Here is a 23,037-nt window from a genome sequence, read left to right on the forward strand (position 1 = left end):
TCCAAAACCAACCAAGCCATAGTTGACATCAGTTTCGTCGAAGGTTACGGGAAGGTTCATTTGTGTCTGTCCAATTGCTTGGAAAAAAACAACAAATGAAATAAACATGATAATTGTAAAATTTTTCATAGGCACTGATTTCATTTTGGGAAAATTGTTATGAATTGATTTATAGCATTTTGATAAAAATAAAATTACCTATTGCACTTCATATGAATAGGGTTTGTTGCTACATCATAACTACATCAGGTATTAAAAATAAATACATCATATATACATCTAGAAAGCTAAAAAAAGGAAAAATGAGTATCAGAACCGTAAGGATGAAGAAAAAGTACATTTGAACAAATTTCCCATCATTCGTCCCTTTTAAAAAAATCAGGTGCTATTTATTTTAGCCAGGTAAAAATCCTATTAAGTAACCTGATTTTATTTTGACGATTTTCTCAATTCAAGGATTTTTTCTGTGTAGTCATATTGGAGGTCTTCGTGCAAACCTGAAACGAGCTTCTCTATTTTACCAACTTGTACCTTATAAAGATTGTCGATAACTGGATGTCGGAAATCCAAAAAACCATAGTGTCTCAACTTCTCACAAAAATATATAATCAACTCTACAAGCGTTTCTTTGTCCCTAGTAAGTTTTAATCTTTTGTTTAGTTTTCTACGGATGCTTTGGGCCGACTTTTTTGCAAAGTGATAATTCCGCGTATTGGATTTCTGAAATTCTAAATCAATTTCTTCTTGGACAAATTCTACAAACAACCTGGGATTCTCTCTTTCAAAAAGTTTAAAGTACAAAAAAGACTTATTGTCCGTACTGAACTTGGCTAAATCCAACAACAGAACGGACAATTCTTTGGTATCAAGGAAGGCTAATTCTTTTTTAATCTCTGCAAGGCTGCCGATTTTCATCCTGATTTAACCGTTTTTTTCAGCTATTTGCTCCAATCAAGGAGCCTTAAAAAGCTTGACATCCACAGCACTTAATCCTTTTGGAGATTTTTCAGTTTCAAAAGTAACTTTGTCATTTTCCTGAATTGGATCAATACACTTATTGATGTGAACAAAAATGCTTTCTTGAGATACTTCATCTTTTATGAATCCATAACCCTTTGAGCCATTGAAAAAAGTCACTTTTCCTTTTCTTAAGTTCTCACCTGGGATTGGTTCAGCATGCTTAGAAACACCGATTTCAATGGTATCCGCATCAAATACTCTTTTTTTGGATGGATCAGGAGGAGTGGAAGTGATATTTCCAAACTCATCCACGTAAGCAATCATATTTTCGAAATCCGTAACTTTTGCAGTGTTGGATTTCCTATCATCTTTCTTTTGCTGCTTCTCCTGTTTTTTCTTTTGTCTTAATTTTTCTTTTTCCTTCTTGTCGAAGGTATCTCTTGATTTCGCCATATGTTACAAAAATCCGGGAATTTTTGTGTATTTCCTATTTTATGGAAAAAGTATTTTAACAAATATTAACTCTCTCTAAGCCACAGGCTATTAAATGATTAAAATCTTACTTTACATAACTTATTTTTTGCTACAAACAATATATGACCTCCACTCTTCAAAAATATTCAAAAGGAAGATATATACCCGACAGTTTTATTTAAGGTATAGGTTCTAAAAAAGAAAATTTTACCAAATTTGATCTCTCTACGATTGTCAGCCTAATTTCAAATGAAAGACCTGCAACAGATTTTACAAGCTTATCAAAATTGTAAAGCCCGTAACCAAAAAGCGGCTTTGGCAACAGTAGTAAAAGTCGATGGTTCAGCTTACAGACGGCCAGGTGCAAGGATGCTTGTCACAGAAGATGGGGAATTGACGGGTGCTATCAGTGGCGGTTGCCTTGAAGGTGATGCACTCAGAAAAGCCCAAACGGTGATTTTTCAACAAAAGTCAATGCTTGTGACTTATGATACCACAGATGAAGATGACCAAAAATTTGGTGTAGGTTTGGGGTGTAACGGTATCATTCAAGTACTGATCGAGCCTCTTGATTTTGGGGATAATTCCAATCCGGTAGAATTATTGAATATTGCCTTGAGCGACCGGATTCCAAGTATTTTGGTCACTGCTTTTTCTCTGAAAAATGCCCGTGGAGAGCAAATAGGCACCAGAGTCCTTTCTAAAGATGGAACTACATTCGGTAAAATCGAAACTTTAGATCCCGGATTGTCTGAGAAAATTCAACTAGAAATCAATGACACCACTGAAAACCGCAGCAGCTCCATAAAACAATATCCAGACTCGGAAGAAATTTGGGTGTTTTATGAAGCCATCAACCCACCTATCCGGATTTTATTGTTTGGCGCAGGAAATGACACCATACCTGTTGCCAAATTGGCTTCTTTGTTGGGATGGGAATTGACTTTGATTGACGGAAGAAAAAACCACGCGACAACGGAAAGATTTCCTTCAGCTGCAAAGATCATCATCGAGCCGGCTGACAGGGCTGTTTCAGGTTTGAATCCGGACAAAAACACGGTTGCCTTACTGATGACCCATAATTTTGAATATGAGGCAGTGGTACTGAAAGACCTGATTCCTTATTCCCTCCCCTACATCGGTATTTTGGGGCCAAAAAAGAAAACAGACAAATTGATAGCACGGTTGGAATCAGAAGGGACTAAAGTTCCAACAGATAACATTTATGCACCAATTGGTTTGGATATCGGGGCTGAAGGATCTGAAGAGATTGTATTATCGGCTTTGGCTGAAATCAAAGCTGTTTTGGCTAAGAAAAATCCGGATTTTCTTAAAAACAAACTTGGCCCCATCCATGAAGAAAGATGAAAAATGAAATCAGAACCGGTGTCATCATCCTTGCTGCCGGCAGTTCTTCCCGATTGGGACAACCCAAACAATTGCTTGAATTCAATGGAAAAACCCTCCTTGAAATTGCTGTCGAAGCTGCACAAAATTCATTAGCTCAATCCTGTGTCGTTGTTTTAGGTGCAAATGCTGAATTGATTTCATCCAGCATTAAAAATATTCATGTTGACAAAGTAGTCAATGAAAATTGGAAAAATGGGATGGCCTCTTCCATGCAAAAAGGACTGAAGTATCTAATGGAAAATTCAGATCCTGATCAGGTAATCTTGATGCTATCAGACCAACCATTTGTAAATAAAGAAATTCTTAACTTACTGATTACAAATAAATTAAATACAAATAGTGAAATTATTGCTTGCAGGTATAAGGAGACGTTTGGTGTTCCGGTATTGTTCAGCAAAAAGTATTTTCCGGAATTACTTTCCCTAACGGGGAATGAAGGAGCCAAAAAATTGGTTATGGCCCACCAAGATGATTTACACGCCATTGATTTTCCAAAAGGAGCAATTGACATCGACACGATGGAAGATTACCTCAAACTCAAAAATGATAGCTAAGATTTCCTCAATGTTTCCACCACTTTTTTGATATACTTAGCCACAAAAATAATTTCAGACTCGGTAGTATTTAAACCCAAACTGAAGCGGATCGACGCCCTTCCCAAATCGGGTTCAATGCCCATCGCAGCCAAAACGTGTGAGGGTTTAGGCGAAATACTCGTACATGCCGAACCTGAACTTACGGCAACTTCTTTGTTTACCCTTTGGAGAAGCTCCACTCCCTCCACCCCAGCAAAAGAAATATTCGAAACATGGGACAACCTATTCTTTAGATTCCCATTAACCGTTGTTCCTTCTATTTCTAAAATTTTGCTTTCCAATAAGTTTCGAAGGTTTTCTAAACGAGCATCCTCTACTTCAAGATTTTTTGACCGAAGTTCAGCAGCCTTTCCAAAACCGACAATTCCGGGTACATTGAGCGTTCCGCTTCGGAAACCCTTTTCGTGTCCTCCCCCATCAATCAATGCCAAAGGCTTTGGAAGTGGATGATTGTGTCTGATATATATTGCTCCGATGCCTTTTGGTCCATACATCTTGTGAGCAGAAATGGCCATTAAATGGATTCCTTTGATGTCTAAAGGAATTTTTCCTACCGCCTGTACTGCATCCGTAAAGAGGATAATATTTCGTTCTTCGGCGATTTCCTTGATCCGATCCATTTGGTGGATTAGACCGGTTTCATTATTGGCCCACATCAAGGCAATCATTTTGGTATGTGGCAAAATGCTTGAATTCAGTTCCTCAAGATCAATCTCACCAAATTGATTGACAGGTAGATAAGTGACTTCTGCTCCTTTGGATTGAAGGTGATCCAAAGTATCCAATACTGCTTTGTGCTCGGTTTTGCAGCTGATGTAGTGTTGCTTTTCACCGCTATAATGTTCAAAAATTCCTTTTATGGCCAAATTGATGGCTTCCGTAGCACCTGAGGTAAAAATGATTTCCTTTGGTTTTGCTCCTATCAGGTTGGCGACTTGTTCCCGCGCGGTCTCCACAGCATCCTCGGCCATCCAGCCATAGGGATGGCTTTTGCTTGCTGCATTGCCGAAGTGCTGTCCAAACCAAGGCAACATCGCTTCAATTACCTCGGGCGCACAGGGAGTAGTGGCATTGTAATCCAAATAAATCGGGTATTTCATCGAATTGCAAAGTAAATTCTAATGTAAAACCTTTAGCCAAAAGCCACAAACCAAACCGGATTAATGGTAGAATTAATTAATTTTGGAGATGCAAGAAACCTGGAAATTTTCCCTAAACCCACAAGACCAATCAGTAAATCCTGCAATCCTTGTAGAAGAAGTTTTGAATACAAATGAAAGAGATTTAGGAATTTTTCTTTCCTATTACTTCAAAAAAGAAGGGGCTGTAGCTGAAAAAGTGAAATTGAAGGGGGAAATTGAATTTTTAAACGATTTGAAAGGTAAGTTGATGTTGGATTTTGATTTGGTCCATTTCAATGCCTGCCTCAATATCCATGAACAAAAACGGGATGAAATGCCGATTCAATTTGAATTTGATCCATTATTCCAAAATCTTACCTTGACCGGACCCTATTGGCCTGAAAGAGAGATGGATGAGATATAAAATAAAAAAGCCCACCATGGAAATTATTCCAACAGTGGGCCAAAACTGTAACCTTGCTTCTATCTAAGCTCTCTTGATCTGCAACTTGATATCGGAGAATTCTTTTTGCTCGATGAATGGCTGACTTCTCAGTCTCCTTCCGGTTGCTTTGAAGATCGCATTGGCCACTGCACCACCTGTTGGCGGCAAAGCCGGTTCGCCTAATCCTGTTGGATCGATGCCGTTTTGGACATAGTGGACGTCGATTTCAGGAACTTCTTTCATCCTGATCAAACGGTAAGTGTCAAAGTTTTTCTGCTTGGGCAATCCGTTTTCGAAAGTCAGGTTTCCGTACATGGCATGGCCCATGCCATCGACGATACCGCCCCTCACCTGATGGTTAGCACCGGTTGGATTCACGACAATGCCACAATCTGTGCAAGCAACAATCTTTTTCAAGACTGGTTGGTTATTTTCCATTTCGATGTTGGCCACCTGAGCAACATACGATCTATGAGAAAAATAAACGCTGAAACCCTGCATGACATTGGCATCTTTTCCCCAATTGGATTTTTCAGCAGCCATTTTGATGACACCGATCATTCGGTCTACATCATATTGCAATTCACCCACAGGTGAAGCTTTAGCTTTTGCCAACAAATCCAATCTGAATTGGACAGGATCTTTTTTAGCTGCCAAAGCTACTTCATCTAAGAATGACTGCTCTGCATAGGCCAAGAAATTAGTGATCGGCGCTCGCCATGCATTGGTGGTGATGGCGGATTTGTGTTCCACAGATTCGATCAACACATTCTCTACTGCCCCTGAAGGGAAATTATTTTCTCTTGTAGAATTACCTGCATTGATCCCAACTCCTCTCAGCTTGTACCCAATCATGTTTCCACTTTCATCCAAAGCAGCTTGGAACCTGTACCTTACAGCAGGTCGATAAGCTCCGCCGGTCATGTCATCTTCCCTACTCCAGGTTAATTTGATAGGGGCATTCATCATTTTGGACAATTCAGCAGCCTCGACCACGAAGTCAGCCCTCAGTCGTCTACCAAAACCTCCACCTAATCTGGTTATCTGTACTGTAATATTTTCAGGCGGAATGCCCAATAACTGGGCTGTATCATTCCTTGCCCTATCAGGAGTCTGTGTTGGCCCAACCAACTCCACTTTGTCACCCTGCACATGTGCAAAGAAGTTTTGCGGTTCCATGGGAGAGTGAGAAAGGAATGGACATTGGTATTCACTCGTGATAACCTGAGCGGCATTTTTGAAAGCAGCATCCACATCACCATCTTTTCTTTTGACTTCTGCAGTTTTACCGTTTAGCAATTCTGCAAATAGCCTGTCATGGTCAAAAGTACTTTCTACGACGCCATCAGGTTCATACTCTATTTTCAGTAATTTTTTGGCTTTCATCAGTGGCCAGGTTGACTTTCCTACTACGGCTACGTTGTTTTTGAACGTAACCACCTCTGTCACACCTGAGATTGCCCTTGCTGCGGCATCGTCCACAGATTTGATTTTCATGCCAAAAGGAGGCCTTTGGATCATGGCATGTAGCATACCTTCCCTATAAAAATCAAGTCCATAAAGCGGCTTACCTGTAAACATGTTTTTGTTTTCCACGTTTTTGACAGGCGTGCCAATGATTTTAAAATCTTTTGGATCTTTTAAAGTGACCTCCTCGGGGGCAGTAAGTTTGGATGCATCGGTGACCAATTCACCATAACCCATTTTTTTACCGCTCTCCTTGTGGATTACTTCTCCATTGGAAGTCGAAAGGGTACTTGCATTGACATTCATTTTTGTAGCAGCTGCTGCTACCAAAAGATGTCTCGCAGTAGCCCCTGCCTTTCGGAGCCTTTCCCAAGAATGCGGCATGGCACCGGATCCACCGGTCAGTTGTCTTTCATATTTTTCAACATCCAAATTGGCTTGGATAACCCTTACTTTCTGCCAATCTGCATCCAATTCTTCTGCTACCACCATTGGAAATGAAGTCAGGATATTTTGTCCTAATTCCGGGTTAGGGGAATAAATCACCACATCACCCGTGGGAGAAATGGAAAGATAGCTGTTGAAATTATGTGCGTTGAGAAGTATCTCTTCATTGGTCAAAACCTTCATCTTGGGAGAATCGCATCCTGACCAATAGAAACCGATAAACAATCCCCCGGAAGCAGTGGCTGCTATTTTGAGGAAATCCCTTCTATTTGTTTTCGTTAGATTTGCCATGATTATTTAAGTTTTGCTGCTAAGGCTACTGCTTCACGGATTTTATGGTAAGTGCCACATCTGCACAGATTTCTGTTCATTGCATTTTCGATTTCCTCCATGGTTGGTTTTGGGTTTTTTCTCAAAAATGCCGCTGCGGTCATGATCTGACCGGCTTGACAATAACCGCATTGTGCAGTATCTACTTCATCCCATGCTTTTTGTACAGGATGGTCACCTTCTGAGGAAAGTCCTTCAATAGTAGTAATTTCGTCAGATCCGATACTGGAAACCGGCAAGGTACAGGAAAAGGCCGCTTCACCGTTTACATGGACCGTACAGGCGCCGCATTGGGCTATTCCGCAGGAATATTTGGTTCCTACCAAGCCGATATGATCCCTCAACACCCACAGTAGTGGTGTGTCGTCTTCAACTTCCACGTTGTAATCGTTTCCGTTAATTCGTAGGTTATAGTTTGCCATTTTTAAATAATGATTGTTTAACCACAAAATTTAATCAAATACTCTCAGGTTTTAAGGGAAATCAGCCCCTTTTTTGAACTGAAAGTGATAGAATGTATTTTTCTGATTTAAGTGGATGCGAAAAACATGATCTTTTGATTTGGTTCTCAATCCTTCAATCAAATCTTTTTTGAATCAGATTGTACACTTTATTAAACCGAAGGTAGTTTGATCAAATATGCATGAAAAAGCAGTATTTACTTGATTATTAATAGGTAATTATATAAATTTTAAAATTATTTGTTTGCTTTTTTGATTACATCGAGTTTGTTCAGGATCTAATCTTTTGAATTGTTCATGAAAAATATTGCTGCACTTTTAGTCATTGCATTCCTTGCCGTCATGGTTTTAGTCTTTGTGACCAACCCTGATTTGCTGAGTAAAATATGGCTCTATCTTATAGGATTCATTGGTTATGTGGTGGTATTGATTGAAAAAGGATACAAAAGTCTTTCCTCTGCATTTACTTTTTCAAAAGAAAAAACCAAAGAAGCTATCCCATCCGACCCAATCAAACCTGTAGCTGTTTTGAATCCCATATCTCCAGTCGTTGAAAAAAACTCTGAAATCAGCCAATTAGAGCAGAAAATCAAAGACTTGGAATTCAGGTTGGAGAACTCAAAATCAGATACCGGTACAGCATTGGGAAGTTGTACGCTTACCATCTTGAGGTATTTGGATGATGGAGAAACCACCCTAGGTTTGATTTTTTTGAGAAATAAATTTTTCGCTTATACCCTTGAAGATACCTATAATGAAGTGAAAGTCGCCAAAAAGACAAGAATCCCTGCCGGCGTTTTCCCCATTGATTTTTACAGGATAGAAACTGACCTCACCAAGAAATATAGAAGGATCTATGGAGATTGGTTTGATTATCACCTTGAGATCAAGGATATCCCTAATTTTCAAAATGTCTATATCCACGTCGGAAATACCCACGAGAACACAGATGGCTGTATTCTGATTGCTGACGGGGTTTCGGCAGGAACATCAAAGTCACTTCAATATTCACGAAACGCATACGAAAGATTTTATAAAACTATCAGTGCCCTGCTCAAATCCAATGAGCCTGTCACTATTCAGATATTAAACGAGGACTGGTTTGAAAGAAGTAAACTATCACCAATATGAAAAAACAGAGCGCCTTTTACCAGCTGATCATTAAGATTGCAGCTACCATTTTGATGGCAGTTGCCATTGGGTTTTTGATCAGAAATTTTTATACAGAAGAAAAAGATGTAGTCCTTGCATTGACTATTCCGGCTATCATTGCTGTGGGCCTTATCTATGGGATCTTGATCAGGTATTTTAAAACTGAGGAGCAGATCAGTTCCTACTATGTCAATAAGTACCATGATGTGTTTTTCAAAGGGACCATCATATTTGCGGTAACGCTGGTTTTGATTACCATTTTTTACAGCATACTGATGTATATCGAAAAGAAAAACCTCTTTTCCATCGTTGGATTGCTGATAATTGTGATATGGATTGCCGTTTTTATGATCTATTTCGTATGGTCTGTCTATCATTACAATATCAATTTTGGAATAACTGATGGGGAATGGCAGAAAATAGCTGAAGCAAAGAGAGATGCCCGGGAATTTGGGATCGATTTACCGGCTAGCGGAGTTCGTGAACCTTTATACAATCCCTATAGAAGTCAGACTTTTGGATTGCCTCCCGGCACTGTAAGGGGTATGATCGCGTTTACTTTGTTGTTTGGGGGCATTTCTTTGTTGATCAGCAGTATGGGATCGGAGGAGCTAAGCAGTGATTTGATTGCACTGAGAATCCAACAATTTGAATTTTTTGAAACAGCATTCTTAATGATGATTGCCTTTTATTTTGGGGACAAATCATTGAAATACTTTAGAGAAAGGTGGAGAAATCCCAATCAACAGGCTGACGGGACTACCCCTCCCGCCTCTCCACTGCCATCATCAGATCTTCCTGAAGGAATCATGCCAAGTGCGGGGACACCGCCACCGAGTTTGGAACAGGACGATTCATTGGGTGATGATGACAGGGAATTTATGGAAGGCGAAGAAACCGTGGGAGACATGCAACAGCCTCCCGCTTCAGGTTCCCCCATAACAAACCTTAAAAATGCACTTTTAGAATCAAGGGGAGAACAACTACCTGTGGCAAGTAATTTTGCTTTTGTCCAGATCATGGACAATATCAACAGTAAAATTCTCAATGATGAGGAAATCAAAGAAGTGCTTGAAAATCTCGCTGAAAAAGATAACATTATTCTTTCCCTACCTGTGGTTAAATCAGTAATCTCTGTGGAATCCTCCGGACGTGGGCATCTCAGTGATGGAAGGGCAAAGATTCTTTTTGAGGGACATTTGATGTGGAAACTCCTAAGCAGTATCAGGAAAATGCCTGAAGAGGAAATCCTAAAGCTTCAAAAAAGCAATGAGGATATCCTGTACAAAAGCTGGACTAGACAATATTATAAAGGAGGAGTTGCAGAGTATGACCGGCTTGATCGCGCAAGAAAAATAGATCCTGAAATTGCAGTTTTCTCTGCCTCATGGGGACTGTTCCAGATTCTTGGAGAAAACCTTAACCACAATATCAAAGGTAGAAAATACAAGGACTACAAAGATTTTGAGGAAAAACAGCATGAGCATGAGAAATTCCATTTCATGGACTTTTTGGAATTTATCAAGACCAAAAAACTAAAAGGAACCCCTTTGATAAATTTCATTTCAGAAGAAAAATCCGGGAATTATGATTGGGCTAGCTTTGCTTATGGTTATAACGGCAGCGGCTATAAAGTCAATAAATATGACATCAAGCTTCAGACAGCCTTCGAAAAATTTAAAAAAATGCAATCATGAGGACCTCTGAAACAATTTTTAGCAGGAACTCTTTTTTTGCAGTGATGATATTGACTGTTCTATTATTTTCCTGTAAAAAAAACGAACGGGCTCTGGTGGTGGGAAAAATCCAAAATGCTTCGGATTTAGCCACAACCGAATTCGTGATAGACAAAATCGTTTTTGGTACCAAAACCAAGAAACTTGCCCTTTTGAAAATCAGTGAAGCTAGTTTTATGGCCTATTCCAAAGCAAGGGTGAAAGCCGGTATCGATCTTAGCAAAATCAAGGAAGCTGATATCAGGATTGAGGATACCAAAATCCACCTTGAACTCCCTCCTATTGAGGTTATCAACTTCTCCTATCCTCCTTCAAGTTTTGTGGAAGATTCTTTGATTTCTGACCCCAAAGTTTTCTTGAATAAGATTGATATCAGGGATCAGGAGGAATTTTTCAGACTCGCCGAATTGGATATCCGTGAAAACCTGCGCTATATGGGAATTGTCCGTACCACACAAAACAATACCCGGCAGTTGTTTCAAATACTGTTGTCTTCATTAGGGTATGATGAAATTTATATCAGCTTCAAAAGTGATGACCTGATCATTTCAAAGGTCAATTTATTGGTGGATACTGAAACAATCGTAGAACAATGATAGGCCTATTCCTCAAAAACTGGAAGTTTCTTTTGGACATCCTCATCGTTTTGGCGATTGTGGTTGGACTTTTTATATGGAATCCTTTTGGAATTTTTGGAGGTGGGCTGAAATTGAATGAAACTACCAATATGGTGACTGAGGTAAGGCAGATAGGTCAATTGGTGACAGCTGAATATTATGGAGAAGTGATTTCTTCCATTGATGAGGTAAGACTGAATTTGATAGAAGATGAAAATATCCAAACTCGAGGCGAGATTTTATATCAAGACATCCGTTCTGCACTCAAAAACCTTAAGAACTTCCAGGGACTTTCCAAAGATGAGCGGGATGAGGAATACAAAAAAATGACTCCTGTCAATAATTGGCGGAGAATTATCCGGCATGAAGTTGACAGCAGGAATATCATGGACAAGCTTAACTTCCACGGATATCTTAATGATGTGGCTGGAGACCCACTTTATGAAGACATGTTGGAATTCCTGTATAGGGAAAAAACCAAAAAGGAAAAAGACGAAAAGTGGAATCCAAGTGCCAGAAACAAAGAAGAAGCTCTGTTTATGATGTATCAGAATAACCCCGCAGCCAATGATTCCCTCGCTTCGGTGGATTTCATGGATTTTTATTATCAAAATAAACTGGCTGATTTCAGCAGAAAAGAAACAAGGAAAAAACTCGCCATGGTGGGTAGAGGTTGGGTCAAGGCTGGCTTTGATTTTACCAATTTGGATCCTTCTGCTATTGTGATTTATGATGACTTGGCTGAAGTTCACATTTTTGGTTTGGCACCAAGCATACTTGATGCGGACATCAATCCTTGGTTTATTCCCGAAAAAGGAATACCCGGGTTTGAAATTCTGGATTACAATGGTAAAGTGGATTTTAAGGATGCCAAAAAAGTAAAAGAATATTGCATTGAAAAACTGATGGCATTTGCTCACCGGGCTGAAATTCTCAAAAATGCCGAAATACAAGGTGCCGAAACCCTCAAAAACCTATTTTCACTGATTACCGGAAAGGATGTCAAAAAAGTGGTTTTTCACCATGATAAAATTTCACAGATGGTCGCTCAGATTGAATCGGATGAGGCAGTCAGTGGATTTGAACTTGGCTTGATAGATTCTTTGCTTAAAATGGAATTTGCAGTATTGGATTCCTTGGAACTCGCTATAAAACAGGACAGTAAACTTATAAGGACTGTAGAGCAAAAAAAGAAGAATATCGCTTTTTCGGTTTCAAGACTTCAAAGACTCCCTATGTTGGGAAACTCGACAAATTACGGCTATTTTTCCAAAGACATCCTTCAGATTACTGCAGATGGGGTTTTGGACGAAAGTGAAATGGCCTTATTGGCTACCCTGAGGCTGGATTGGCCGTTTGAAGGCAGTATTCACTATTTTTCCAAATCGGTACCCTCTCCCATATATTTTTGGTACAACGATCCTTCTGAATATATGAATGCTTTCAATTTAAGTTTGCAAAGCCTCCTAAGGAACAACCTTGTCGTTGGTGAAATTGACACTGTTTCAATGCAGGTCGCTGAGGTAGATTCTACTTTTTTGCATAAACATAAAGTATTGAATTATAATAAAATAAATGACAGAGAAGTAATCTTAACTTTAGTCAAAAACCCAATAGATGCAAATCCAGAATTGACTTTTAAATTATATCCAATTACTTATAATCATCTGCTGATTGATGACTTTATTGAAAGCACCGAAATCATTGATTTTGCAAATCCAAAAGCAAGAAATGTAGCTTTGAAAGATTCATTAACCTATTGGGACTTGTATCTTGATGAGAGTTTAAACCTTGTATTCCCTGATAAATACCTTGATCTATTGATTCCAAAAGCCAAAGAATCATTGCTTTCAAAAGGATATCTAAAAGTTGGAGCCAATTATTCGATTCTAAAGAAAGACAGAGAATTTGATAAAACTTTATTTAAGAAAGATTCGCTGTTTTCTGAAATTCAATCTAAAGAATTGGATATGTTTATTAAGCTCCTGCTTAGAGAAAGATCAGAATATCAAAACAAAGGAGCTTTGGAAAAAGCAAACAGGTGGGTAAAGGCCAAATTAAAAGAAAGGAGGGCAACCCCTACTTGGTTGACCTCCATGAGAGAATCTGTCGGAAGACCCTGATCTCCCCTATTTTCCCAATTTTTTGAAATAAGTTTCAAAGACATTTCCTGCAAAGAACTTTCCAAAGGTCCCAATCGCTTTCAGTTCTTCCATTTTGTTGGTGGTGTTCAATGCCTTCATCGTAGTCAGTTGCTTTGCAAAATCAGTCGGCTCAATGATCAGCTTTCCTTTTCCAATTACTTTTCCTGAGCTTGAATCTCCTTCATGCAGTGTAATAAATAAAGTGGTAGTGTCTTTCCAAACGTCAAAACCTTTGTCATTGAATACCTCCTTGAATCCCATGAAATAGTATTTATTGCCTTCTTGGCTCAACAAAAGGGTGTTGTAAATCATTTTTTTTCTATCAGGATCTTGGCTGTGTTCAATGAATAAATTGAAAGTGCCATTGACAGCAGTGAGGGGAAACTTGGATAAAGCAGGTGCAAGCATGGTTCCAAACATCCCCGCTTCATGGGTCGCTACTTCAACAAATGAATCCACATCCTCAGATTTGATGGTTAAAGTGAACTCAAATGGAGAATTTGCTGCCTTTCCTTTGTCAAATCCCTTTTCATAATCATCGGTTTCTTCTAAAGAGAAATAACCTTTCATGGACTCAGTAAATTGGACTCCGGGTTTTAAGTTTGGAAAGGAGTCCTTTTCAGGAATAAGCTTCCAACTATAATTCACCTTTGTTTCAAGTTCTTCAGCGATGATTTTACAACTTCTCTCGGCCAATGCGCTGATGGTCAATAAAGGATTTGTTCCAACAGGTCTGGGAATTACCGCACCATCCATGACATATAAACCTTTATGTAAAGCTGTCCCTGATTTGCCTGAAAAAACCTGGCCTTTATGGTCTACCACTCCTTTGGTGGCATCATCTCCCATATTGCAGCCTCCTAAGGGGTGCACAGTCACCAAATCGTAATCCATCATTTTGTTCCATGTTGGATTTGGAATCTGACTCCCTCCAAGGGCTTCGGTTGCGCTGTAGAGCTCTCCTGAAACCTTTTTGAAGATTTCCTGCTTTCCGACCCCTTTCCATTTGATCCGAAGATTGTCTTTTTCCAAAGCCATTTCCCCATTACCATCATCATGTGTCATAACCAGGTAAATCTGGGTATGGTTGACGGCACCATAAAACGGACCCCTGATCAAGCTGGTAATTTCCCTGATTTTCTCTTTGAAAAAATCTCCCCAACCCCTATCTGTATTTTTTCCGAATAAACGGGAAGTGGTAACCAACATTCCTGCCATCAATCCTCTGATAGGTCCCGGAACAGATCCTTCCTCCAAAGTCATCCCGTCTTCCATTTTTGGTCTGTCTCTCATGTCAATGACACTAGTGATGCAGGGTCCGACGTTTGCAATTTGGTCTGTCGCTTTTTTTCCTAGTCCGATCCCATTGATGGGGACATCGTTGTTATAACCAAAGCCAAGAACATCGCCATTTCCCGTAAATCTTTTTCCAATGAAATCTGAGATAGAAAGCCCTTTTTTGGCTGATCTAAGCAATATTTCGGTAGAACCCAACGAACCTGCTCCCAGGATAACATTTTCGGCTTCAATAAACATTTCAGGAGCATCGAAAACTTCCCTACCTGTTGACATTGGATTGAAAAATACCCTCCATCCGTTTTCGGTTTTTTCAAGGTGGCGAACATTGATTTCTGTGAATATTTCTGCACCGTGATTGAATGCATCAGGGAGATAATTCATCGCTGTGGTGTTTTTGGCGCCAACATTACAGCCTGTAACACAATCCCCGCAATTGGTACATTTCGGCTGAGAAATACCGACATGGTTGTCGTTTTTGTTTTCAAAACTGACATTGATATCCAAGAGTCTGAATTCTTCTGCCATCCTTTCTGCAGATTTTCGCATTCCTTGGGTCTTGTTCAAAACCGGATATCCATTTTTATTTTCGGGATAAGGATTGGGTTTTAACATCTCCCAAGCTTTATCCAATCCTTCATAAAATGAGGGTAAATTTTCTCTGATAGCGCTTGGCCATTCAGGTTGGTCCATTACTCTTGGATCCGGTTTGATGGACACATTGGCATTGATCAGCGAAGTACCTCCGAGTCCACATCCTTTGAGCACAGCGATTCCTTCTCCAATTGTAAATTCATATAGTCCATTTTTTTCCTTATGCTCTTTGCCAACATTCAAGGTCATTTCCTTGGTGGCTTCAGCCAAAGTATCAGGAAACTGACCGGGTAAAAATTCCTTTCCTTTTTCAAAAAGGCATACGGATTTGCCTAAGCGGGACATCCGTGATGCAGCAATACTTCCCCCGTATCCTGAACCGATTACGATAAAATCATAATGGCTTTTCAGGTCAGAAAGTGGTTTGGATAGTTTTTTCATATTTAGTGTGGGATTTGGATAGGCTCTTCAATCAATTCATATTTTATTTCATCCCCTTCAAAGCGGGGATTCTTTTCATCTCCGACATTTTTCCAGTTTTTAACAGCATTCCTGATACCTATTGGATATATGGTCGTTTCTTTTGCAGAAATATGGATCCTGATGAAATTTTTAAAATCCTCTCCCTTGAATGAAGAAGAAGCTTCGGTAATGTGGTTGTTGAGAAACCTTGAACTGAACCAGAGGTAAATTCCAAAAATAAAGCCGCTTAATAAGCCTCCTATGACCCACATTTCAATAAATAAAATCAAACCCTGAAAAGGTAAACCAGCAAGATTGGCTGTATTAAAAATTGGTAAATAAACCAAGCAAAGATAAAACACCAAAATGTGTGACAATCCATGTACAGCACCGGTGATTTTATTGGCTGTCTTATGGTTTCCGGATTTAAAATCAGTGAACATGTATATACCCAAACAAAAAGTCAGGTTCGATAAAATCACCGATGGTGTCAATATCGCAATGTCAAAAAGATCAAGCGCCGATCCTGAGGGATTGGAATTGGTGATATAAAAATTCTCTGTCTGAATGCCTCCAATCAGGAGGAAATAAAAAGAAAGTGCATGTACCAATCCCAAAATCAGAACCATCCAAGGACCGTGGATAAAAAATAGGAGGTTTTTATTGTTGAGACTCAGTGACTCGTTTTTGGAAGGAAAGGCTTTTTTGAAAGATGCGTCAAAACCCTCACTTGGGTTTATCTTTTCTTTGAGGCTATGGGTGGTATGCATGAATGCACCTCCCCCTCCGGCCGTAATAAGTTGTCGTGTTTCCTTTGGCCCAACCTTTTCCTCATACCGGGAATAATGGTGAAGATCTCCTGTCAGAATTGTGGTGATTTCGATGTCTTTATTTTTTCCTCTATAGTAACATTCGGGGTCAGTTTTATCCTCAGTTTCCCCTTTTAAAATCCTGTTAATAAAGAACTTTAGGCGTTTGTTTGAACTGTTGGATTCATCAAAAGATTCATATACCCAAGCAGGTTCAGCGGTGGCTAGAATGATTTTATCCTTAGCCTTTAATTCTTTTTCTGCCAGATTTTGAAAGTAATTGAGCTGGGGAACATCAATGTCGGCATTCAGTTGGATATCGATTCCGATCAGCCAATAATTGTTCGGAAGTTTGACTGCAAAATAGCTTCTGCTTTGCTTGGTTCTCCAGTTTCCTAGAGAACGGTTTTGGCAGAATACTTTCAAAAAATTGGTCAGCCCATCATACCAATCATGGTTGCCGGGGATTACAAAAAGTCCGGGTGGGTCGGGATCTGCATTGTTTTTTGGAAAAGCAGCATGGTAAGGACCCTGTAGCCTGTTTCGGTATTCCTCCATCTCGGGTGTGGGATACACTTCATCCCCACCCATGATCAAAATATTCCCTCTTTTGGTTTGTATTCCTCCTAATTCCAATTGGTCTTTGGCCAACAAGTGTGCGACTGAATAAGTAGCATTGAATCCATCGCCCAAATCAGAAATATAATCCAGCCAAATGTCTGTTCTTTCTGAATAATCATAGAATCCCCTTCCGGGATCTAAAGCAGCCTGCATTTCTCTCCTATCGGCAAAATTCCCAAATACGGTTGAAACAACGGTTTTGATGCCGGTAGCAGCAAGTTGCTTGGGGTCGTACCAGTCGACCATTGGCTTTTTTTCAAATTCCATAGTTTATTAAATTTTTTAAAGTTGAAAAACGCTTCCTTATCCCTATGCTTTTGTCTAGAGTTGACTTTAGACTGCTGAAATAGACAGCCTTTAACCGATCCAAAATCGATTGGTAAAGTATTGTTTCAGTTATTAAATTAGCATTTTCATCCCACATTTTAAATGTTAAATCCTTAAAATTCAATCCCATAAGGATTTCAAGCGGATTTGTCAAAACTGTGGCAACAGTAATCTTGTGTACTTTTCCTTCCAAAATAAGGGAAGTTTGGATTTCCAATTTTCTTCCTTTGGTTGTGTTGGTAATTTCTGTCAGGTGATCAAAGCATGATATTTCATCATGGATATCTTCTAATTTCAAACTTGAATAAACTTCCAATTCATGGTGTTCACGGAATTCAGCAAACCTGAAGTAAAGGGAATATTCCATTTTCTGGGATTTGGTTGGACTCTTCGATTTTCCTGAAAAAGAAACCCTAAAACTGTACAGAAATTCGGGCTCCCGGTTTTTCGTGGTGTCTGCTTCCAAGAATTCACCTTTTGGAGGTATAGAAGAAAGGTATTTTTTAGCATGTGCATAACCCATATTGATGAGTTCCTTTGCATTCACCTTGTTAAAGAAAAAGTCAGGATCAAGGGGAAGTGCGATTGGGGGTTTTATTACAAAAAGTTTGATGGGTTCAAATTCTGACTTCCCTATCGCTCCAATTTCATTGGTTAATTTTATCTGATTGTATTCTTCCAAAAGCGCTCCGTTAGCGCTCATTTCGATCATGTGTACATATTGGTTGAAGGCTCCGCCAAGGTAAGTTGGGCTGTTTCCAATCGCCCAAACCAACCAAAGTTCCTTGGAACCCTGTTTGACAGCTTCCATCAGGTTGGCATCTTTGATCCAGACTGCATCGGTATACCAAGTATCCTGAATCTGGATAGCAGGCATAAATATTGGCAAGGAAACGCCTGCAATCAAATGGTCTTCAGTCACAGAATTGGATGGAATGGCTTCCACAGATTTTGTTGAAAAATTGCAGACGTTGAACGTGGCAGCAAATTTTTCTTGTTTGTTGATTTGAGAAACAGAAATCCCCAAATGGGGAAATACTTTTTTTCGGATGTTGTTAGCATCTGCAATGCCCTGTGTTTTGAAAGGTTTGAGATAGCTTTTGGCACTGCCGGCAGACATGAATCCTGAGAGTTTGAGCGTTCTCCATTTCTCAGCAATCTCCTTGGGTTTCCATCCTGAAGCGAGCATTCCTGTATTGAATATTCCGCCCGAGGTGCCGTCCACATGATCGAAACTTATTCCCTCTTCTTCCAAAGCTACCAAGACACCAGCCTGATAAGCAACCCGCATTCCCCCACCGGCCAGGACGAGTGACTTCTTCGGATTTTGGGTAGGTGGTTTGGGATCAGTCATATTTTTCGATCGTTGACTTTGAATAAATAAAAATCATGACCCAGCCTAGGGCTTCATAAAACATGAAGAATTTTGTCAAGGATCCTGGATTTCCATCCCAAATCCAAGAAGCTATTCTGGCCAATATCCCCAATCCCATTATGCTCAGGAAAACCCTGTTGAATTTAATTTCGGAAAAAATCTCTTTGAAGAAAGTCAGGGAAAAAATTCCAAAACCCAGTTCCAAACCTCTCAAAAACCGGTATTGACTCAAAATATTAATCCTTTCAAAATCATCCAATTCGCTGATCTGAAACTTAAATAAATTGGCAAAATCCCAAACAGGATTTATAAATGCACCCCAAAACCCGGCAACAACTACCAAACCTATATAGGTATAGAAAAAGAAATAGCTTGCCCTTTTCATTCTGATGGAAGTGTTTTCATGTAATACAAAAACAAAAGCCCAGAAAACAGGTCAAAAACCGCAACGCCCAAAGCCATCCAAGAAAACAGGCCATTCATCACCCCGAGACTCACGGCAACAAAAGCGCCTAATTTCTGCAAAGCGCACCACAACACCACAACTTTACTTGTATGGGTACTGTAAATTGCATGAACCAACATACCGCCAAAAAGGGCCATAAACATACCCACGATCCCAAACAGATGCCGTGTGGACTCAGTAATGTCGGCACCGATTATCTTCAGGACCATTGCCGGCATAAATACCTGAGTCAAACCCGAGATAACGGTAAGCACTGAAATGGCAATGACTATCAAAGTGAGATATTTCTTCATGCTGCCTCTTAGTTAAATGGAAAAAACTGAAAATATGATGGTACTTGGAATTATCTTCCTTTTGCCTTGGCAATGAAAAAGTACATCGTGATTCCCCACATTATAGTCAAAATAATCCACCTTAAGTCGTTGAGATACATCCATTCACCCAAAAGAATCTGAAGTGTGGCTTCATCCGTCACTCCTTCCGAAAATTGGTTATTGATGTCTTCGATATAAGCTTGTTGGATGATCACCGGAGCCAACAATCCCGGAATCCAGACGATAGGTACCCACATCAATTTTGTCTTCCATTCAGAAATCAACATAACTACCAAGCATGCTGCCATGATGGGAATCGTGATGAAAAAAAACTTCGTCGCCAAAGTAGTCTGCGGAATAATCGCATCATAATAGTTCTCCAGATTGAGCGTGGAGGGATAATTTGGAAACCAGAAAAAATGCAGTGACCAGAACATGCCCAAATAAATGGAAGCACAAAAAAATACATAAGCGTTGCTAAGGTCTACAATAGTTTGTTTTAGAGGGCTCATAGGATTTTGGGTTAAAGTGGAATACTAGATTTTGTACTTCTCGAAATCTGTAATTGAAGGATCAGGAAGCCAATCCTCACTCAGGCCCAAGTTGTAAATACTTTCAAGGCCTTCGGGCATTTCAGTTTGGGGCTCGTCATAGGTCATAAACCAACAGTCAAAATGGTCATCCAGAATACCATTTGCTTTAGGCATAAAAAGCGTAAAATATGGATCAGGATTAATGTCAATATCTCTCAAGAATGAAACGTTGGGATGGTCACCGATAAACAACTTTCCTTTTGCTTTTCCAAAAAGATTTACGCCGGCTTTGGTGTCAAAGTAGATATAAGAAGCCATGAGCATATTCCTGAACCTGCAATAATTAGTGGCTCCTATTTTCAGCTTGAGTGAGGCACTTTTTGGTCTGTCGATTTCTATCCTGAAAGCAAACTGACCGTCTTTTTCATATTGACTTGTCACCCGATCCTCTGTAACCTTAAAGTCCAGATTGGCCTTGTGCTTAGGCATTCCCCAAATTCCTTTTCCTCCCTTTACAGAAACCTCGCTGCTTACCGGAAGGTCAAGGATATATTGTCCGGTTCCATAAGTCTTTAGCATCATTGCATTGAGTATTCGCGGAGCAGGTTTAGGACCGTGGGTACATCCTATAGCAATACTGTACTCTATATACTTCCCAATACTTGTATCCAGGTAATTGATGACAGTAATCAATAATGTTGCTTTTCCGTTTGGTAGCCTAAGGGCATGAATTTCGTTTCCGGGAAGTAGGGCATTTGCTTTTTCCCAATCGCAGGTAAAACCGGCCATCAATGCAGGGGAATTTCTTGCACTTACAGGCATTACATATGAAATACCGTCCACCAAGGCGTGTCTGCCTTGGTATCTTTTGATTCTATTAGGTGGCATGGGTATTAAAATTAAGGTTTGTTCAGTTCAGCAATCATCAAGGGAAATACATCTACGTGAGAATTTTTTCCAAAGAAAACATCCAGGTGGCTGTAATTCTCCAGTAGGTACAATTGATGGACACCGGGATCCACCCTCTCCAAATACCCGAAAGTATTTTGTTGACTATCAGGAAGGAAGCAAAGATTTTTCATGCCGCCAAAGAGAACAATCCTTGCTTCAGGTTTAAAATTATCAGGAGCATGGCTTTGTCCGTTGTTTGCATCAAGAGGTATCAGAACTCCTTTTCGGATACATTTTTGGATATGCTTAAAAAAAGTCAGTGGAACATTGGCAAACTCCTGCTGTATCCAGTTTTTAGTTTCCTCATTGAGGTTTTCTAATAGCCATAAAGCTGGAAATCCTGATCCATATGTAAAGCTAACAAACTTGCCCACCATGGTGTCATTTTCAGGATGGGTGACTTTCACAAGTTTCCTGAGCATTTTGGTTTTAAAATCCGGTGCATTAAGGCCCCACTGCGGATTCAGATAGTCAAACATCAAACTGACAATGGGAACAAGGAAGTTGATCTTAAATACCGAGAATTTGGGGACTACAGGATGTAAGGAAACTGCATTGCTAATGATAGTCTTTACTTCGGGGAGCAACCCTTTTACATAAGATATCATAAAACTCGTACTGCCCTGACAATGGATGATCACTTTGATTTCTTTATACCCTGTCAGCTCCACTATTTTCCTTACAGCGGCCGGATGGTCATTCTCTGCTACTATATCAAGATTCCATTCATTCGGCTTCAGGTCAATGCTTGCCCTCCAATTTTCCAACCAAACATCATAACCTTCTTCTGCCAAAGCTTGAATGATGTTTTTATCTGTCGGTGCATTGAAAATATTAGCCCTTACTCCGGCACCATGCACCAATAATACAGGCCCTTTGGTGTTGCCGGATTTTTTGTAATGCCAAAGGTTACATGGAAATCCATCTAATGCTTCAAACTCGATTATATCAAATAGTTGCTCCATCTTATCCTAAAAAACAGCATTAAATTAATATAAAAATTTGTTTTATCTATAAAAGGCAAAATTTATTATTAATTAATCATTTAAATATTGATAATATTTTTACGTTTAATTGGAAAATGATTTGGATAAAATTATACTTTTTTAAAATGGTATTTGGATAAAAATCATAACCTATTTCCGGCAGGTTAATAGATGCATTCATAGATTTCGGAAGGAAAAATTAGGCTCTATTTCTTTCAGAAGGACATTTTAATTCCTAAAAACATAATTTTAAGCTCTTTTCATATCCTATTAATTCTGTTTCATAATAATAATTTTGTATTTTGATTTATTTTTATATTATTATTTTGATATTAATTTTTTTCTTACTTATTTTCAATCAGTTGAGTCACCCAAAAACCCAACAATAATCATCTAATTAATCCATTTGAAATGAAGAAATTCCTAACAAGCACATTGGCAGTCTTAGTGGCTTGCCTGATGTTTATGACCAATGACACTTTGGCAAATGTTGGAAATCCTGCCTTAAAAGAGTCAATAAAAAATCAGGTTCAGGTCAAGGAAACTCCTGCCGCATTTGTTCAATCTGGTATCTTTCCTTTTTTGGGGGAAAACTCGGGGTTTCCATTAGAAATCAGTAAATCAAATATTTTGATTATCTGCATTATTCTTACCATTACTTTATTGGTATTTGCGCATAAAAACAGTTTTGAGACTGATATCTATGCGTTTTATCATACCAATAAGGACGGAAGTATTATTTTCGAAAGCATTGAAGACCAAAAAACCTATGAGTTTAGAGGCAACATTGCGAAAGTTTTTAGAATATCCGGCATATTGACAGCTATCACTTCAATCGTAATGATCATACTTTAAATAGACTCTATTTCATCATCCAAAACATTGACTTTGGCTAATTTTTTTATCTAATCTTAATTGGTGAAGAGGTCCATCGCACTTTGTG

At 39.3% G+C, this 23,037-nt stretch carries 21 protein-coding genes; 8 read left to right on the forward strand and 13 right to left on the reverse strand.

Annotated elements, in window-relative coordinates; genetic code table 11:
* Nucleotides 1-429: 429 nt before the first annotated feature.
* Together NU887_RS11565 and NU887_RS11570 are read right to left on the reverse strand one after the other, a co-directional pair.
* Nucleotides 430-915: a hypothetical protein gene (locus NU887_RS11565; protein WP_258423534.1), complete on the reverse strand. Its 486-nt coding sequence runs from the start codon at nucleotides 913-915 to the stop codon at nucleotides 430-432.
* Nucleotides 916-951: 36 nt separating this feature from the next.
* The gene (locus NU887_RS11570) at nucleotides 952-1,413 is read right to left on the reverse strand and encodes a cold-shock protein (protein WP_258423535.1); all 462 of its coding nucleotides are present in this window, start codon (nucleotides 1,411-1,413) and stop codon (nucleotides 952-954) included.
* Between the two features lie 270 nt (nucleotides 1,414-1,683).
* On the opposite strand from NU887_RS11570, the gene NU887_RS11575 reads away from it, so the two are divergent.
* Both NU887_RS11575 and NU887_RS11580 read left to right on the forward strand, forming a co-directional pair.
* Nucleotides 1,684-2,802, forward strand: a complete 1,119-nt coding sequence (locus NU887_RS11575) for an XdhC family protein (protein WP_258423536.1) — start codon at nucleotides 1,684-1,686, stop codon at nucleotides 2,800-2,802.
* Nucleotides 2,799-3,398: a nucleotidyltransferase family protein gene (locus NU887_RS11580; protein ID WP_258423537.1), complete on the forward strand. Its 600-nt coding sequence runs from the start codon at nucleotides 2,799-2,801 to the stop codon at nucleotides 3,396-3,398. The genes NU887_RS11575 and NU887_RS11580 overlap by 4 nt, the downstream gene beginning before the upstream one ends.
* Here the strand turns inward: NU887_RS11580 and NU887_RS11585 are convergent.
* A complete protein-coding gene (locus NU887_RS11585) occupies nucleotides 3,395-4,540 on the reverse strand; it encodes a cysteine desulfurase family protein (protein WP_258423538.1) in 1,146 nt (381 codons plus the stop codon). The genes NU887_RS11580 and NU887_RS11585 overlap by 4 nt on opposite strands.
* Before the next feature lie 88 nt (nucleotides 4,541-4,628).
* Between NU887_RS11585 and NU887_RS11590 the strand changes: the two genes are divergently transcribed.
* Nucleotides 4,629-4,985: a hypothetical protein gene (locus NU887_RS11590; protein WP_258423539.1), complete on the forward strand. Its 357-nt coding sequence runs from the start codon at nucleotides 4,629-4,631 to the stop codon at nucleotides 4,983-4,985.
* Nucleotides 4,986-5,048: 63 nt separating this feature from the next.
* Here the strand turns inward: NU887_RS11590 and NU887_RS11595 are convergent, their stop codons facing one another.
* Nucleotides 5,049-7,211, reverse strand: a complete 2,163-nt coding sequence (locus NU887_RS11595; protein WP_258423540.1) for a xanthine dehydrogenase family protein molybdopterin-binding subunit — start codon at nucleotides 7,209-7,211, stop codon at nucleotides 5,049-5,051.
* A 2-nt stretch (nucleotides 7,212-7,213) separates the two neighbouring features.
* The gene (locus NU887_RS11600) at nucleotides 7,214-7,672 is read right to left on the reverse strand and encodes a (2Fe-2S)-binding protein (protein WP_241126574.1); all 459 of its coding nucleotides are present in this window, start codon (nucleotides 7,670-7,672) and stop codon (nucleotides 7,214-7,216) included.
* 336 nt (nucleotides 7,673-8,008) lie between these two features.
* On the opposite strand from NU887_RS11600, the gene NU887_RS11605 reads away from it, so the two are divergent.
* From NU887_RS11605 to NU887_RS11620, 4 genes are read left to right on the forward strand one after another with little or no spacing between them, the layout of a single operon-like run.
* Nucleotides 8,009-8,842: a DUF5675 family protein gene (locus NU887_RS11605; protein WP_258423541.1), complete on the forward strand. Its 834-nt coding sequence runs from the start codon at nucleotides 8,009-8,011 to the stop codon at nucleotides 8,840-8,842.
* Nucleotides 8,839-10,560: an N-acetylmuramidase family protein gene (locus NU887_RS11610; RefSeq protein ID WP_258423542.1), complete on the forward strand. Its 1,722-nt coding sequence runs from the start codon at nucleotides 8,839-8,841 to the stop codon at nucleotides 10,558-10,560. Before NU887_RS11605 ends, NU887_RS11610 begins: the two co-directional genes overlap by 4 nt.
* Entirely contained in the window at nucleotides 10,557-11,195 is a 639-nt protein-coding gene (locus NU887_RS11615; RefSeq protein ID WP_258423543.1) for a DUF4230 domain-containing protein, read from the forward strand. Before NU887_RS11610 ends, NU887_RS11615 begins: the two co-directional genes overlap by 4 nt.
* Nucleotides 11,192-13,339: a hypothetical protein gene (locus NU887_RS11620; protein WP_258423544.1), complete on the forward strand. Its 2,148-nt coding sequence runs from the start codon at nucleotides 11,192-11,194 to the stop codon at nucleotides 13,337-13,339. The genes NU887_RS11615 and NU887_RS11620 overlap by 4 nt, the downstream gene beginning before the upstream one ends.
* A 6-nt stretch (nucleotides 13,340-13,345) precedes the next feature.
* On the opposite strand, the gene NU887_RS11625 is transcribed toward NU887_RS11620, so the two are convergent.
* From NU887_RS11625 to NU887_RS11660, 8 genes are read right to left on the reverse strand one after another with little or no spacing between them, the layout of a single operon-like run.
* The gene (locus NU887_RS11625) at nucleotides 13,346-15,691 is read right to left on the reverse strand and encodes a GMC family oxidoreductase N-terminal domain-containing protein (RefSeq protein WP_258423545.1); all 2,346 of its coding nucleotides are present in this window, start codon (nucleotides 15,689-15,691) and stop codon (nucleotides 13,346-13,348) included.
* A gap of 2 nt (nucleotides 15,692-15,693) precedes the next feature.
* A complete protein-coding gene (locus NU887_RS11630) occupies nucleotides 15,694-17,409 on the reverse strand; it encodes a metallophosphoesterase family protein (RefSeq protein WP_258423546.1) in 1,716 nt (571 codons plus the stop codon).
* Entirely contained in the window at nucleotides 17,399-18,823 is a 1,425-nt protein-coding gene (locus NU887_RS11635; protein ID WP_258423547.1) for a patatin-like phospholipase family protein, read from the reverse strand. Before NU887_RS11635 ends, NU887_RS11630 begins: the two co-directional genes overlap by 11 nt.
* A complete protein-coding gene (locus NU887_RS11640; RefSeq protein ID WP_258423548.1) occupies nucleotides 18,816-19,229 on the reverse strand; it encodes a DUF4345 family protein in 414 nt (137 codons plus the stop codon). Before NU887_RS11640 ends, NU887_RS11635 begins: the two co-directional genes overlap by 8 nt.
* Nucleotides 19,226-19,603: a patatin gene (locus NU887_RS11645; protein ID WP_258423549.1), complete on the reverse strand. Its 378-nt coding sequence runs from the start codon at nucleotides 19,601-19,603 to the stop codon at nucleotides 19,226-19,228. The genes NU887_RS11640 and NU887_RS11645 overlap by 4 nt, the downstream gene beginning before the upstream one ends.
* A 50-nt stretch (nucleotides 19,604-19,653) precedes the next feature.
* On the reverse strand, nucleotides 19,654-20,136 hold the full coding sequence (locus NU887_RS11650; RefSeq protein ID WP_258423550.1) for a hypothetical protein: 483 nt from the start codon (nucleotides 20,134-20,136) through the stop codon (nucleotides 19,654-19,656).
* Nucleotides 20,137-20,160: 24 nt separating this feature from the next.
* Entirely contained in the window at nucleotides 20,161-21,045 is an 885-nt protein-coding gene (locus NU887_RS11655) for an acetoacetate decarboxylase family protein (protein ID WP_258423551.1), read from the reverse strand.
* An 11-nt stretch (nucleotides 21,046-21,056) separates the two neighbouring features.
* A complete protein-coding gene (locus NU887_RS11660; protein ID WP_258423552.1) occupies nucleotides 21,057-22,073 on the reverse strand; it encodes an alpha/beta hydrolase in 1,017 nt (338 codons plus the stop codon).
* 432 nt (nucleotides 22,074-22,505) lie between these two features.
* On the opposite strand from NU887_RS11660, the gene NU887_RS11665 reads away from it, so the two are divergent.
* Nucleotides 22,506-22,949, forward strand: coding sequence for a hypothetical protein (locus tag NU887_RS11665; protein WP_258423553.1), 444 nt, complete (start codon nucleotides 22,506-22,508; stop codon nucleotides 22,947-22,949).
* The last annotated feature ends 88 nt before the right edge of the window (nucleotides 22,950-23,037 follow it).

The sequence above is a fragment of the Aquiflexum gelatinilyticum genome, assembly GCF_024741135.1.
Lineage (GTDB): Bacteria > Bacteroidota > Bacteroidia > Cytophagales > Cyclobacteriaceae > Cognataquiflexum > Cognataquiflexum gelatinilyticum.